14 protein-coding genes and 1 pseudogene are annotated in these 14,053 nt (G+C 64.2%); 5 read left to right on the plus strand and 10 right to left on the minus strand.

Annotated elements, in window-relative coordinates:
* Positions 1–3: 3 nt before the first annotated feature.
* From LZ536_RS02185 to LZ536_RS02195, 3 genes are read right to left on the minus strand one after another with little or no spacing between them, the layout of a single operon-like run.
* Entirely contained in the window at positions 4–1,062 is a 1,059-nt protein-coding gene (locus LZ536_RS02185; protein ID WP_249846663.1) for a glycosyltransferase family 4 protein, read from the minus strand.
* Positions 1,062–2,282 (minus strand): glycosyltransferase, encoded by a 1,221-nt coding sequence (locus tag LZ536_RS02190; RefSeq protein WP_249846664.1) that lies wholly within the window; start codon positions 2,280–2,282, stop codon positions 1,062–1,064. The genes LZ536_RS02185 and LZ536_RS02190 overlap by 1 nt, the downstream gene beginning before the upstream one ends.
* Positions 2,279–3,307, minus strand: coding sequence for an aspartate-semialdehyde dehydrogenase (locus tag LZ536_RS02195; RefSeq protein ID WP_249846665.1), 1,029 nt, complete (start codon positions 3,305–3,307; stop codon positions 2,279–2,281). Before LZ536_RS02195 ends, LZ536_RS02190 begins: the two co-directional genes overlap by 4 nt.
* Before the next feature lie 86 nt (positions 3,308–3,393).
* Between LZ536_RS02195 and LZ536_RS02200 the strand changes: the two genes are divergently transcribed.
* Both LZ536_RS02200 and LZ536_RS02205 read left to right on the plus strand, forming a co-directional pair.
* A complete protein-coding gene (locus LZ536_RS02200; RefSeq protein ID WP_249846666.1) occupies positions 3,394–5,607 on the plus strand; it encodes a M28 family peptidase in 2,214 nt (737 codons plus the stop codon).
* A gap of 44 nt (positions 5,608–5,651) precedes the next feature.
* Positions 5,652–6,605, plus strand: a complete 954-nt coding sequence (locus LZ536_RS02205; protein ID WP_249846667.1) for a UDP-glucuronic acid decarboxylase family protein — start codon at positions 5,652–5,654, stop codon at positions 6,603–6,605.
* A gap of 69 nt (positions 6,606–6,674) precedes the next feature.
* Here LZ536_RS02205 and rplS read toward each other — a convergent pair whose 3' ends face one another.
* Positions 6,675–7,073: a 50S ribosomal protein L19 gene (gene rplS / locus LZ536_RS02210; RefSeq protein ID WP_249846668.1), complete on the minus strand. Its 399-nt coding sequence runs from the start codon at positions 7,071–7,073 to the stop codon at positions 6,675–6,677.
* A 12-nt stretch (positions 7,074–7,085) separates the two neighbouring features.
* Positions 7,086–7,808 carry a tRNA (guanosine(37)-N1)-methyltransferase TrmD gene (gene trmD, locus LZ536_RS02215; protein WP_249846669.1) on the minus strand — a complete coding sequence of 241 codons (723 nt, stop codon included), beginning with the start codon at positions 7,806–7,808 and terminating at the stop codon, positions 7,086–7,088.
* Between the two features lie 50 nt (positions 7,809–7,858).
* Between trmD and LZ536_RS02220 the strand changes: the two genes are divergently transcribed.
* Positions 7,859–8,824, plus strand: coding sequence for an NAD(P)/FAD-dependent oxidoreductase (locus LZ536_RS02220; RefSeq protein WP_249846670.1), 966 nt, complete (start codon positions 7,859–7,861; stop codon positions 8,822–8,824).
* Here the strand turns inward: LZ536_RS02220 and rimM are convergent.
* From rimM to LZ536_RS02240, 4 genes and pseudogenes are all read right to left on the minus strand, one after another.
* On the minus strand, positions 8,821–9,315 hold the full coding sequence (gene rimM / locus LZ536_RS02225; RefSeq protein ID WP_249846671.1) for a ribosome maturation factor RimM: 495 nt from the start codon (positions 9,313–9,315) through the stop codon (positions 8,821–8,823). The two genes, LZ536_RS02220 and rimM, sit on opposite strands and share 4 nt — an antisense overlap.
* Before the next feature lie 197 nt (positions 9,316–9,512).
* A pseudogene (gene rpsP, locus LZ536_RS02230) lies at positions 9,513–10,028 on the minus strand (30S ribosomal protein S16); the annotation flags it as partial.
* A 27-nt stretch (positions 10,029–10,055) separates the two neighbouring features.
* Complete coding sequence (gene ffh, locus LZ536_RS02235; RefSeq protein WP_249846672.1) at positions 10,056–11,528, minus strand: signal recognition particle protein; 1,473 nt, start codon at positions 11,526–11,528, stop codon at positions 10,056–10,058.
* A 142-nt stretch (positions 11,529–11,670) separates the two neighbouring features.
* Complete coding sequence (locus LZ536_RS02240) at positions 11,671–12,393, minus strand: hypothetical protein (RefSeq protein WP_249846673.1); 723 nt, start codon at positions 12,391–12,393, stop codon at positions 11,671–11,673.
* A 126-nt stretch (positions 12,394–12,519) separates the two neighbouring features.
* Here LZ536_RS02240 and LZ536_RS02245 point away from each other — a divergent pair, with 126 nt between their 5' ends.
* Positions 12,520–12,906, plus strand: coding sequence for a DUF2501 domain-containing protein (locus LZ536_RS02245; RefSeq protein ID WP_249846674.1), 387 nt, complete (start codon positions 12,520–12,522; stop codon positions 12,904–12,906).
* Here the strand turns inward: LZ536_RS02245 and LZ536_RS02250 are convergent.
* The gene (locus LZ536_RS02250; RefSeq protein WP_249846675.1) at positions 12,903–13,328 is read right to left on the minus strand and encodes a hypothetical protein; all 426 of its coding nucleotides are present in this window, start codon (positions 13,326–13,328) and stop codon (positions 12,903–12,905) included. The genes LZ536_RS02245 and LZ536_RS02250 overlap by 4 nt on opposite strands.
* A 175-nt stretch (positions 13,329–13,503) precedes the next feature.
* Here LZ536_RS02250 and LZ536_RS02255 point away from each other — a divergent pair, with 175 nt between their 5' ends.
* Positions 13,504–13,995: a hypothetical protein gene (locus LZ536_RS02255; protein WP_249846676.1), complete on the plus strand. Its 492-nt coding sequence runs from the start codon at positions 13,504–13,506 to the stop codon at positions 13,993–13,995.
* Positions 13,996–14,053: the final 58 nt, after the last annotated feature.

Consider the following 14,053-nt stretch of genomic DNA (forward strand, 5'->3'; position numbering starts at 1 on the left):
TGCTCAGGCGAGCGACCGAAACAATTGGATAAGCCTTGGTTCCTGCGACGCCAGCGAAAAGCTCTTCACCGCCAGGCTGCGACCCGCCTCACCGAAGTGCTGGCGCATGTCCGCGTCGGCGATGAGCGCCGACAAAGCCCGGTGCCATTCCTCGTTCGTGGCAGTGAGGAAGCCATTGCGCCCTTCACTGACGATGTCGCTGTTGACCCCGATTGGCGAGGCGACAACGGGCAGGCCGCAGGCCATGTACTGGATGAGCTTGTAGCCGCTCTTGCCGCGCTCGAATGGCCGGTCGAGCAGCGGCATGATGCCGATGTCCATAGCCTGCACGTCGGCGATTTCGGTCGCCTCGTTCCAATCCTCCAGCTCCATGCCGGGGAAGACGTCGCCTTCCGCAGCATGGCCCGCACCGATGACCAGAAAGCGCGCCCGGTGCTCGGCCACTACCCGCTCCAGCACAGGCAGGATCGGGCGTACGCCGACCCACGTACTTGGAGATCCGATCCAGCCAATAGTGAGCGGCACGGAATCTCGCTTGGGAACCGGAAGATATCGCGCCGTGTCCACGACACTGGGGACGACGATGCTGTTGGGACAATGCTCGACGGCGAAATCGCGGAGATAGGCATTGCCGCAGATGCAGGCGGCGGCATGCTTCAGGAGCGCGGCGTGCTTGCCGCCGAGAACAGCACGAACCGCAGCATTCCCGCTTTGGTCGTAGGAGTGGAAGAAGGCGTCGTCGAATTCATAGACGATGCGCTTGCCCGCGGTGGCCAAGCGTTCGACGAAGGCAGGCAGATAGGGCAGCAACTCGACGTACACCCAAAAGAGATCGGCATTCCTGCACGCCGCCAGTTGCTCGAACCGGCGAGCGTAGGCCGCCACCGCCTTCGACTTCGGATAGGCCGTCCCGTCGACCAGCGCGGAGACATAATCGTCGTCGAACAGCGGATGATGCTCGACCTCGATCCCGGCCTCTCTCAGCGCCGGAAAATATTGGACGAACCGTTGGCGCGTGCTCGCCGCGCGTGCCCCGTAGCGAGTGAAGGCTGCGATGCGCATCAGGCTTCTGCCCCTGACAGGCTGGCGTATATCCGCGCATATGCTTCCACGCCGCGTTCGAGCGAGAACAGGTCGAGTGCGACCTCCCGGCAGCGGTCCCGTGTCGCGGGATTGCGGGCAAGGTCGAGGAGGCGGTCCATGGCTTCTGCCAACTCGGCATCGGTAAATCCGTTCACCGAGACCCCGACCTGCCTACCCTCCAGGACCTCGGCCATATCGCCGACGCCGGAATTGCCGAGGCATGGAACACCGCAGCCCAGATATTCGGCGAGCTTGGTCGGCGCGCTGGCGATTTTCGAATAGGCTGGCTTGATGAGCGCCATGGCGGCATACATCCGCCCAATCTGCCGGGGCATGTCGCCATGCTCGGCGGCGGTCAGTTCAACGGCGTCCAATATGCCGAAAGCCGCGCACCGCTGGCGGATCATGTCCTGCTCGGAGCGGTTGACGACGAGCAGCCTGGCCTGAGGGTCCCGCCGACGCAGCAGCGCGAAGCAGCGGAGCATTTCATCGAGCAGGTACCAGGTGCCGACGGACCCGACATATCCGAGCGTAAATGGTTGCGACGGGGGGGGCGGCGGCTGCAGCGAGAACAGGTCGAGATCGGCACAGGTCGGGATGACGGTGATCGGCGGCACGCGGCCCGCCAGATAGTCGAACCCGCCGATCTCCTTCGCCGAGGCGTGGGTGAGCGTCACGACATGGTCGGCGGCGAGCAGAAAGCGGTGCTCCAGCGACTTGGCGGTCCGATAGAGGCGGCCGCGTGGCCACAAGCCGCCGTCGACACGCTCATCCGCCCAGAAGCCGCGCATGTCGAAAAGGAAAGCGGCGCTGGTTAGCCTTTTGGCCGCCAGGGCCATCGCTGCGGCGACATAACTGCGGGCATGAATGATGCCGAGCTTGTGCTGGCGGATCAGCCGGATCGCTTGCGCCGACCCGACGGCGATGTCGTAGGCGGTTGCGGGCGCCGACGGGCTCTTGTGGTAGCGCTTTGGATGCCAATAAATCCCAGCCCGGTCGAGCCGATGGCGGATGGCAGCACGTGCAGCCACGTCAGCCCAATCGGCATCCTTTTCGAAGCTGATCAGGTGGATGCGGCGGCCGGGCGCCAGCTTTTCGAGATAGGCGACGACCTGGCTCTGCCCGAGCGGTTCGAGCATGCCGTCATAGCTGATGTAGAGGATGCCCGGAGCCGAACGCCCGGCCCCGGCGCTGGTCATGCAGCCTTCTGGAGATGGCGGCGGCCGAGGAGCTCGGCGATCTGGACCGCGTTCAGCGCCGCGCCTTTGCGCAGGTTGTCGCTGACCACCCAGATGCTGAGCCCGTTATCAACCGTCGGGTCCTCGCGGACGCGGCTGACAAAGGTCGCATATTCGCCGACGCATTCGACCGGCGTGATGTACCCGCCGTCCTCACGCTTATCGATGAGCATGATGCCGGGCGCCTCACGGAGGATCGTCTGGGCTTCTTCCGCCGAAATCTCGTTCTCGAACTCGATGTTCACGGCTTCCGAGTGACCGACGAAGACAGGCACGCGGACGCAGGTCGCTGTCACCTTGATCGATGGATCGAGGATCTTCTTGGTCTCGACCACCATCTTCCATTCTTCCTTGGTCGAGCCGTCGTCGAGGAAGCTGTCGATGTGCGGGATGACGTTGAAGGCGATCTGCTTGGTGAACTTCGCAGGCTCGTTGGCATCGCCGACAAAGATGTTGCGGCTCTGCTCGAACAGTTCGTCCATGCCCGACTTTCCGGCGCCGGAAACCGATTGGTAGGTGGCGACGACGACGCGCTTGATCTTGGCCGCGTCGTGAAGCGGTTTCAGCGCGACGACGAGTTGTGCCGTGGAGCAATTGGGATTGGCGATGATGTTCTTCGCCCGATAGCCCTTGATGGCGTCAGCATTCACTTCCGGCACGATCAACGGGACGTCCGGGTCCATGCGGTAGAGCGATGAATTGTCGATCACCGTGCAACCGGCCGCGGCAGCGCGCGGCACATGAACCTTGCTGATTTCCGAACCGGCTGCGAACAGCGCGATATCCCAGCCCGAGAAATCGAAATGCTCCAGGTTTTTGACCTTGAGCTCCTCGCCGCTGTCACCGAAATCGATGATGTCGCCGGTCGAGCGCGGCGACGCCACCGCCGCCAGCTCGTCCAGCGGGAACTGCCGCTCGTGCAGGATATTGAGGATCTCGCGCCCGACATTGCCGGTCGCACCCACCACCGCCACGCGATAGCCCACGGTGAAAACTCCCTTGAAACTGATGGCTTGCACCTAGGAAGAACGCTGCCAAAGTCAACGCTTCGGGGGCAAAGGGGGCGAGAGGCATGGCAACAGTGGCGCGTGGATGGCGGTTGGCAGCCGCCTGCTTCTTGCTGCTGGCGGTGTTGGCCCTCAAAGGCGTCCTGATCCAACCGCCGGCCGTGCCTGAGCATGTCAGCGCTTCCGAGTTCGATACCGGAAGAGCGTTTGCGCGGCTTAAGCGCATCCTTGGCGACCAGCGTCCACACTCCGTCGACACCGCTGCCGACGATGCAGTGCGAGACCGGCTGATGGCGGAAATTTCCGCGATCGGCCTTAAGCCGGAAGTGCACGAGGCGATGGACTGCAGCGGCTTCCCCAAATCCCGCACCGTCAGTTGCAGCCGCGTGCGGAACGTCATTGCCGTCATTCCGGGCGGCAATTCGCCTGCCCTGCTGCTCAATGCCCATTACGACAGCACGCCGACTGGGCCGGCGGCGGCAGACGACGGCATCGGTGTCGCGACCCTGCTCGAAATTGCAGCTCACCTGCGCAGCGAGAAGCTGGCGAGACCAGTGATCCTGCTGTTCAACGAGGGTGAAGAATATGGTCTCAACGGCGCTGCCGCATTCGCCGAAAGCGACCCGCTGGCAAAGAGCGTCGGCAAGTTGATCAACATTGAGGCACGCGGGGTGGGCGGCCCCGCCTTCATGTTCGAGACCAGCGAGCCGAATGCCGTCCCAATTTCCCAGTTCAAGGCTGCGACCGCGCGGCCGTTCGCCAATTCGATCAGCACGGACTTCGCCAAGCTTATCCCCAACTCGACCGATGTCGTGAAGTTCAAGCCGCAGGGCTGGGAATTCCTGAGCTACGCCATCATAGGCAACGAGACCCGCTATCACAGCCCAGGCGACAATCTGGGCGCGCTGAGCCAGGCGAGCCTTTACCACATGGGAAGCGCCGTCCTTGCCGCGAGCCGGGAGTTGGCCGGCGCGGATGCGCCTCCGAGCGATGGGCGCAGCCTCTTCATGGACGTTGGCGGGTGGTCGCTGGTGACACTGTCGATCCTGGCGGGCGCGATCCTGCTGGCCCTGCTCGCTTTCTGCGCGGCGGTATTGGTCATCAGGCGCAGGGCATGGCGCCCCACACTCGGAATGGCCATCGCCGTCGTCTCGGGGACGGTCGCCGCCGGCGCCGTCTCGATTGTCTTGGGTTTCATCCGTGCGGGCGACTACTGGCGAGCCTATCCCTGGGTCACGACGCTTGCGGTCGCGGCAACCGTTCTCGCGGTTCAGGCATGGCTGGTCGCGCGCTGGGCCGATCATCATGACCGGTCGCAGATGCGGCTGGCGGCGTGGGCGGTGGTCATCCTGTTCGGCGTCGTCGCGAGCATTGCATTGCCCGGCGCGATCATTTTCTTCGTGATCGGGCCAACGCTCGCCCTCATCGGTGTCGCCGTCCGGCCGAGATCGCAAGGCTGGTGCCGAGGGCTTTCCTGGCTGGGTGCTGGAATTCAGCTCGTCATCTTGACGGAGCTGATCGCACAGATCGAACTGACGCTGATCGACGGACCGGTGGCTGCGGTCGCGCCGCTAGTCGCGCTGGCAGCGCTGCCAATCCTGGCCGAAGTCGGGCGGGGGCAGTCGCGAAGGGGCGTCGGATTGGTGGCCCTGGCCGCACTGGGCCTGTGGATCGGCGCAATGCTCATGCCGCGCGCATCCGCTGAACGGCCGCTCGCCTTCACGCTGGATCATGTCCAGGACGAGCGCACTGGCAAGGCCGTCTGGGCCGCGGCGACGAAACAGGCGCCAATGCCGGAGGGATTTGCCCGTTTCGGCCCATGGAAGCCCGGTCCCCTGCCCTACAACAAGCGCGTACGCTGGCAGGCGGCCGCGCCCAGACTCGACGGACCGCGTGGCGCGCTGACCGTCATTGGCGAGGCGGCAGATGAACATGGGCGGCTTGTGCGAGTACAACTCGACCGCGGCGGCGCCGATGGCATCCTGCTTCGGTTCGATGAGAAGACCCCGGTGCTGGCCATGGGCCTGCCGCATCGGCTGCAAATGATCGACAAGCACGCCGACAAGGGGCCGTCCTTCATCCGTTGCTCGGGTCGCAGCTGCGACGGGCTCAAGGTCGACCTGCTCTTCGGCGAAGCAATGCCGGTAACGGCGATGCTGGTCGTTCAGCGTTTTGCACCGCCAGCCCAGGCTGCGGCCCTGCTGGCGCTCCGGCGGAAAACTGCGCAGTCACAATATTCCCCGGACAGCCAGGTTCACATCCAGGCAGTGAAGCTATGATGGCAGGCAATTGCCTACAGCGACGCACGGACTAAAGGGCATTCATGGCCCGCAGTTACTCCAGCCGCAAACGCGTCCTCGTCACCGGCGGCGCCGGTTTCCTCGGCTCCCACCTCTGCGACCGGCTGATCGCCGACGGCCACGAGGTCATCTGCGCCGATAATTTCTACACCGGCGACAAGTCCAATATTGCGCATTTGCTGAAGAACGAGCGCTTCGAGCTCCTGCGGCACGACGTGACTTTTCCGCTCTTCGTCGAGGTGGATGAGATCTACAATCTCGCCTGCCCCGCTTCGCCGATCCATTATCAGCATGACCCGGTCCAGACCACGAAGACCAGCGTCCACGGCGCAATCAACATGCTCGGCCTGGCGAAACGGCTGAAGGTGAAAATCCTGCAGGCATCGACCAGCGAGGTTTATGGCGACCCGTCGGTGCATCCGCAGACCGAGGATTATTGGGGCAACGTCAATCCGATCGGCCCGCGCAGCTGCTATGACGAGGGCAAGAGGTGCGCGGAGACCTTGTTCTTCGACTATCATCGGCAGCTTGGGCTGCAGATCAAGGTGGCGCGCATTTTCAACACCTACGGGCCGCGCATGCACATCGCCGATGGCCGCGTGGTGTCCAACTTCATCGTCCAGGCCCTGCGAGGCGAGCCGATTACCCTCTACGGCGACGGTGAGCAGACAAGAAGCTTCTGCTACGTCGACGACCTGATCGAGGGGCTGGTGCGGCTGATGGACAGCCCGGACGAGGTCACGGGCCCGATCAACATCGGCAATCCGGTGGAATTTTCGATGGCGAGCCTGGCCGCGCTGGTGATCGCGGCGACCGGCAGCAAGTCGGAAGTCAGCTACGCACCGTTACCGGCCGACGATCCGCGCCAGCGCAAGCCGGACATCACCAGGGCCCGCGACATCCTCGGCTGGGAGCCGACGGTGCCGCTTGAGGACGGCCTGCGACGGACCATCGAAGAGTTCCGCGGCCGCATTTGAGCCGCGCACAAGAAAACGGCCGGACTCGCTGGGAGCCCGGCCGTTGAAACTTGACCCTGAAAAGCGGGCTTAAGCTTCGCTCTTCTCTGCCTTTTCGGCTTCGCGGCGGGGGTCGCGGCGCTCGGCGATGCGAGCCGACTTACCGGTGCGGCCACGCAGATAGTAGAGCTTGGCGCGACGGACGGCGCCACGGCGCACGACCTCGATGGAATCGATGCCCGGGGAATAGAGCGGGAAGACGCGCTCGACGCCCTCGCCGAACGAAATCTTGCGGACGGTGAAGCTGGAACCGATGCCCTTGTTCGACCGGGCGATGCAGACGCCCTCGAAGTTCTGGACACGGCTGCGGTCGCCTTCGACGACCTTCACGCCAACGCGCAAGGTGTCGCCGGGACGGAATTCAGGGATCGGGCGATCCTGGGTGAGCGCGTCAATCGCCTCGCGCTCAAGGGTCTCGATGAGGTTCATTTCGTAACGACCTTACTTCTTCCGCTGCGCGCCAGAGGGCGGTGCCTGCGATGCGCCCCCATGGCGCTCGATCAGGTCCGGCCGCCTTAGCCGTGTATCTTCGACTGCCTTGGCGTGTCTCCACGCCGCAATCTTCGCATGATCCCCCGATCGCAGCACTTCGGGGATCGTGCGTCCTTCCCAGTCAACTGGTCGGGTATAGTGCGGATATTCGAGAAGCCCCGTTTCGAAGCTCTCCTCCTCACCGCTGGAGGCCGCGCCCATTACCCCGGGGAGCAGGCGAACGCAAGCGTCGAGGACGATCATCGCGCCAAGTTCTCCGCCGGACAGGACATAGTCGCCGACGGACACCGGTTCGATGTCGCGCGCCTCGAAGATTCGCTCGTCGAAACCCTCGAAACGGCCGCAAAGGAGGATGACGCCCTCGCCCGCCGCCAATTCGCGGACGCGGGCCTGGGAAAGCGGCTTGCCGCGAGGGGTGAGCGCCAGCATCGGGCGGCCGTCAGCGACACTGTCGAGCGCGGCGGCGAGCACGTCGGGCTTCAAGACCATCCCTGCCCCGCCTCCGGCGGGCGTGTCGTCGACGCTGCGATGCTTGTCGGCAGCGAAATCGCGGATCTGGACCGTGTCGAGCGACCAGCTGCCTTCCGAAAGCGCGCGTCCCGCGAGGCTGACTCCCAACGGCCCCGGAAACATCTCCGGGTAGAGTGTCAGGACGGTCGAACGGAAGGACATGGCGGCGGCCTAGGCCGGAACCTACCGCCCGGCAATCCATTGGGCCGCCAATGAACGGAGACAAGCCTCTAGACTGCCTGGTGATCGGTGGTGGGCCTGCGGGCCTGACGGCGGCCATTTACCTGGCGCGGTTCCACATGGACATCCTTGTCGTCGACGAGGGCAAGAGCCGCGCGAGCTGGATCCCATGCACCCGCAACGTCTCGGGTTTTCCTGAAGGCATCAAGGGCACCGACCTGCTCGGCCGGATGCGCGACCAGGCGCAGAAATATGGCGCCAAGATCCTGACCGAGCGTGTGACCAAGCTGGAACGGGATGAGGGCAATTGCGTGTTCACCGCAACCTGGGGATCGGGCTGCGTTCAGGCCCGAAAGGTATTGCTGGCGACGGGTGTCACCAATCGCCGCCCTCCGATGGACGAGGCGTTGCATGACGACGCGCTCGCTCGCGGCCTCATCCGCTACTGCCCGATCTGCGACGGGTTCGAGGTCACCGACAAGAAGGTCGGCGTGATCGGCAGCGACAGCCACGGCGTCGCCGAGGCCGTTTTCATCCGCAGCTATACCGCCGACGTCACCCTGATCGCGCCGGACAAGGCGCTGAGCCTCAAGCCGGAAGATCAGGAGAGACTGAAAGAAGCCGGCATCGGCTGCATCGACGGTCCTGCCCTTGCTGCGGCAATCTCGGACGAATTCATCGTCGTCGAGACAGCGGAAGGGCCGCACACGTTCGATACGGTCTATCCAGCGCTCGGAAGCGACACGCATGTCCAGTTGGCGGATTTGGTCGGCGCGGCCTTGAACAAAGATTGCAACATCACCGTCGATAGCCACCAGCGTACCAGCGTGCCCGGACTCTATGCGGCGGGCGATGTGGTGATCGGCCTCGACCAGATCAGTCACGCCATGGGCGAAGGCGGCGTCGCCGCGACGACGATCAGGAACGACCTATGCACCGAGCAGCCGCGCCTGCGCGAACCGACGGAGGCGATGGAGGAAGCCGAGAGCGGGTCCTAGGCCAGGAAAGCGGGATCGAGGACGATCCGGGCGTCAACGAGATCGGCAATGCCGGGCTTGAACGGGATGAGCGAGCGACTCCCGTCAACCTTTTCGATCTCGAGCAAGTCGCCTGCGCCGAAATTCTCTACCCCGACAACGGAGCCGACTGTCTCGTCATCCTTGGAAAAGCAGGTCAGGCCGATCAGGTCGGCGTGATAATATTCGCCCTCTTCGAGCGGTGGTAGCGAGGCGCGGTCAATTTCGATCAGCTGGCCGCGCAGCGCTTCGGCGGCGGTGCGGTCCGAAATGCCGTCGAGCACCGCGATGGCGGTCTTGCCAGCCAGCTTGGCGGCCTTGAGCGCAAGCTCGCGGCCACCGACAAAGACTTTGGACTGCGCGGCAAGCCCCTCGAGGCTACCGAACAATTTCAGGCGGACTTCGCCCTTGATGCCATGGGCCCCGGCGACCGCGGCCAGCGCGATGCGCTTCCCGGTCGCCGGGGACTCCATGATTACTCGGCCTTTTCGGCTTCGTCGGCCGAACCTTCGGCGGGCTCCTGCGAGCTCTCGCCAGTAACGGCGGCAGCTTCATCGCCGGCGTCGCTGTTCGGGGTCGCCTCATTGGCTTCGGCAGCTTCCTCAACGGCCGGGGCCGGCTCTTCGGCGGCGGCCTCGGCCTGGGGAGCCTCTTCACCAGCCGAAGCTTCTTCGGTGGCTTCGGCGGCCACAGCCTCTTCGACCGGCAGGTCGGCGGTGTCGGCCGGAGCCTGCTCGGCGGCGACTTCAGCTTCCTCGGTCGACGCTTCCTCAGTCACGGCTTCAGCAGCCGGAGCCTCTTCAACGGCAGGGGCCTCTTCAACCGGAGCATTGGCGGCTTCCTCGGCGGCTGCCAGCTTGGCGGCACGCTCCTCGGCGCGCTCCTTGGCCTTCTCGCCCGGCTCCGCCTTCTTCGGGTTGTTGCGAGCCGGACGCTCCTTGATGCCGGCGGCATCAAGGAAGCGCAGGACGCGGTCCGACGGCTGGGCGCCGACCGACAGCCAGTGCGAAATGCGGTCGGCGTCGAGCTTCACGCGCTCCGGCGAATCCTTCGCGAGGAGCGGATTATAGGTGCCGACCTTCTCGATGAATCGGCCGTCACGCGAGTTGCGGCTGTCGGCCACGACAACGCGATAATAGGGGCGCTTTTTGGAGCCACCACGGGCGAGGCGAATTGCTACTGCCATATCTTTAGTCCTTCTTCTAAATCTCTGTTATTTCTTACCAAATTTATCGAAACCTGGGGGCAGGTTGAACGGCTGGGCGCCGCCGAGGCCAGGAAGCCCGGGCATGCCGCCCGCGCCGCCGAGACCCGGCATTCCGCCGGCGTCGCCGGCTCCGCCCATCCCGCCGAGGCCACCGCCGCCGCCGAACATGGCGGCCAGCTTGCCGAAACCGCCCATCTTCTTGAGGCGCTTCATGGCGTTGGCCATTTCCTGATGCATCTTGAGCAGCTTGTTCACCTCCTGGACGGTGGTGCCGCTGCCCTTGGCGATGCGGATCTTGCGCTTGGCGTTGATGATGTCGGGACGGCCGCGCTCCTTGGCAGTCATCGAACTCATCATCGCCTCGAGGCGAACCAGCGCCTTGTCGTCGACATTGGCGGGCGCCATGCCCTTCATGCCGGGCAGCATCTTGGCGAGCGCGCCAAGGCCGCCCATGCGCTGCATCTGCGAAATCTGCATGCGAAGATCGTCGAGGTCGAACTTGCCCTTCGCCATCTTGGCGGCGATCGCCTCGGCCTCTTCGATCTTGACCGTCTCGGCGGCGCGTTCGACCAACGAGACGACGTCGCCCATGCCGAGGATCCGGCCGGCGACGCGATCCGGATGGAATGCCTCAAGGGCATCAATCGCTTCGCCGGTACCCGCGAACTTGATCGGCTTGCCGGTGACCGCACGCATCGACAGTGCCGCGCCGCCGCGAGCATCGCCGTCCATGCGGGTCAGGATCACGCCGGACAAGTCCACTTCGCCGGCAAAGCCCTTGGCGACGTTGACGGCGTCCTGGCCGGTCAGGCTGTCGACGACGAGCAGAGTCTCGGCCGGGTTCGAGGCGGCGTAAACCGCATTCATCTCGGCCATCAACTGATCGTCGACGTGCAAGCGGCCGGCGGTGTCGAGCAGGACCACGTCGAAGCCCTGAAGCTTCGCCGACTGAAGGGCGCGCTTGGCAATGTCGACCGGCTGCTGGCCGGCGACGATCGGCAAGGTTTCGACGTTCGTCTGCCGGCCCAACACCGCCAGCTGCTCCTGCGCCGCCGGTCGGGCAACGTCGAGCGAGGCCATCAGGACTTTTTTGCGGTCACGCTCGGTCAGGCGCTTGGCCAGCTTTGCGGTGGTGGTCGTCTTGCCCGAGCCCTGGAGGCCGACCATCATGATGACGGCGGGCGGCGAGACGTTGAGGTCAAGCTCGGCGGTGTCCGAGCCCAGCATCTCGATCAAAGCGTCGTTTACGATCTTGACGACCATCTGGCCCGGAGTGACCGAGCGGATGACGTCCTGGCCAACGGCCTTTTCGGTGACCTGGTCGACGAAATCGCGGGCGACCGGGAGCGCGACGTCGGCTTCCAACAAAGCCACGCGGACTTCGCGCATCGCCGAGCGCACGTCGGCCTCGCTGAGCGCGCCGCGCCCGCGAAGCTTGTCGAATACGCTGCCTAAGCGATCGCTAAGACTGTCGAACAAATCCAAATCTCCCAGCCGATGACCGCGCTTCAACGCAAAACACGCCGGCGGACGAAACCTCGTTGGCCGGCGGGTCCCGAAGGACGATCATCGATGTATGTCCGTTAAGACGCGCCGCCCCTAGCTCAAGCCGGCGGGAAGTTCAACTCCGAGCCGCCGATCCCACAGCGACATCCTTGCCTTCGGGCTGTTCGAAAGTCGGCTGGCAGACCGCCACTTGCTTCAGCAATTCGTCCGACACAGTGTCGGGTTTGATTGATTTGACGCCCAATTCGGCGGCGATCTTGTTCGAGATATCCATGTTCGGAGCCCACACCCGATTAAATATCCTGGCGGTCCGCACGTGTCCGTAGAGCATTCGACGGTCTTCCAGCGAGACCGGCCCGGGAAGCGCGAAGCGCTGGAGCTGCAGCCACTCGTCCAGTTCCTTCTGGATGATCAGCGAGTTACTCTCGAGCTCATCGTAGAATTCCGCATATTTCTGGCGGTCCTTGGCCGGGACATGGGCGAAGACATCACCATCGCGGGTATCCCAGGCGCTCCGATACGGGGACAAAGTCATGGGCGCCGCCGCGATGATCTTGGGCAAGCTCTGCCCGTCGCGGGCCGACATAACCCAATCGGTCAGCTCCTTGAGCCGCTTCTCGTTGCAGTCGCTGCCGCGTGTGCGAACCTGATAGACGAACAGGTTGAGGCCGATTTCATGGTTGATAGTTCGTCGGAACTCACGGACAGCCGATCGCATCTGCACGTCCTGGACGAGCTGCTGTGCGCCGAGCGCGAGCAGGACACCCAGGACGATCACGCCAACTTCGCCGATGAAGGCCCGCCAACCGTGCAGTGGCGTTGGAACGCGTACGCTCATGCCCCCTCCCGTTCGCGACCATCGCAAAGCTGGCGGCCCCTCGCAACCTTCACGGGGTCAATTTCCGGAATCCCCCTGATGGTGGCGGCAGCGCAGCGCACCTAGCCCTGCCTTTGGAGGTGTCCCATGCCGCATCGCACCGTCGCGCCCGTCCTGATCGCGCTTCTGACTACCGCCCTCTCCGCAGCAGTCGGGCAGAGCCTGCCCTCAATCCCCGGCGCATCCTCTTTGATGAAGGGTGTCCCCAACGTCTCATCGATCAGCCCTGGCAATGCCGCAGGCGTGCTCGGCTATTGCGTCCAGAACAAGGTGCTGGGCGGAGGTAGCGCTACGTCCACGCTCGGCAGCCTGATGAAGAAACCGGGCATCACCTCCGCCAGCGGCTACTCGGCAGGCAAGGCAGGCAATATCCTGACCGGCAACGGCCAGAAGTTCTCGCTGAACCAGGTTCCAAGCAACCTGAAATCGCAAGCCTGCAACGCAGTCCTCAAGCAGGCGCCGAAGTTCCTTTAGCTGCCTTGCGGTTTCCGTGGTGGCCGGGGCCCTTTTCCTGGGCCGTTGCCGTTAGGACGGCCGGGCCCGCGCCTGCCCGGTCCCCGGCGCACATCCCGGCGATCCATCGGTCCGCGCCGTTCTCCTGGGCCGCCTCGCTGCCGCTCGGGAACGCGGTCCATTGGCCGCGACTGCACTTCGTTTCGCGGACCGACGGCGTAACCTTCCTTCAGTAGCTCCCCGAACGCGGAACGAACGCTCTGGACTATCGAATCCTGCACTTCCTTCGGCAGGTCCTCGAACGCAGTATTGCGATGGATGCTCTGCAGGTCGCGGAGCATGTTGTTCGGCAGGCCCTTGGAAGACGCGCGCAACGCCTCGATGGCGTCTATGACGGCGGAGAAGAGGACGGATCGGACAACGTCGGCGGCGGCTTTTGGCATGGCGGCTCATTGCACCGCATTGGCGCATTTCGGCAAGATGGGCCGCCTGCCCTCGCGGATTAATTTGCCATTCAGGCCCGCACGACGAGCCGAGACAATTGCAGGACAAAGCTCGCTGCAAGCTTCCGAGACGGTTCGTTTTAACCTCGAAACCCGCGTCTTAGGGAGAAAAGTAATGACTATGTTCAAAACAATGATGGCTGGTGGCCTTGGCCTTGCGGCGCTTGCAGCCGCCGCCCCCGCCAGCGCCCAGTATGGGTACTACAATGGATATAACGGCTATCAGCAGCCTTACGGCAACGCCTACGGCTATTACGGCAATCGGGCCAACATGACCCAGGTCGCTGCCAACCAGTGCGCCGCCGCCGTCCAGGCTCGCCTGAACAACCGCGTCGGGGTCCAGGGCATTCTCGGTGCCGTCCTTGGCGCCAATACGCGCGGCCAGGTGATCTCGATTTCGTCGACCCAGCCGAGCAGCAACCGCATCCGCGTGCGTGGTTTGGCCTCTAGCGGCCGCTACGCCTACAACAACGGCTACGGTGCCTATGGTTACGGTGCCTATGGTGCCACCGGCTACGGCTATGCCAACGCCGCCGACCTGTCGTTCAGATGCGACGTGGACTACAGCGGCCGTGTCCGCGACATCGACATCAACCGCCGCCGCTAACGAGCAGCGGGCTTAGGCAAGGGAGAGCGCCGGTTCACGCCGGCGCTCTTTCTTTGTG

The organism is Sphingomonas alba, assembly GCF_023516555.1.
In the GTDB taxonomy this organism is placed as follows: Bacteria; Pseudomonadota; Alphaproteobacteria; order Sphingomonadales; family Sphingomonadaceae; genus Sphingomicrobium; species Sphingomicrobium album.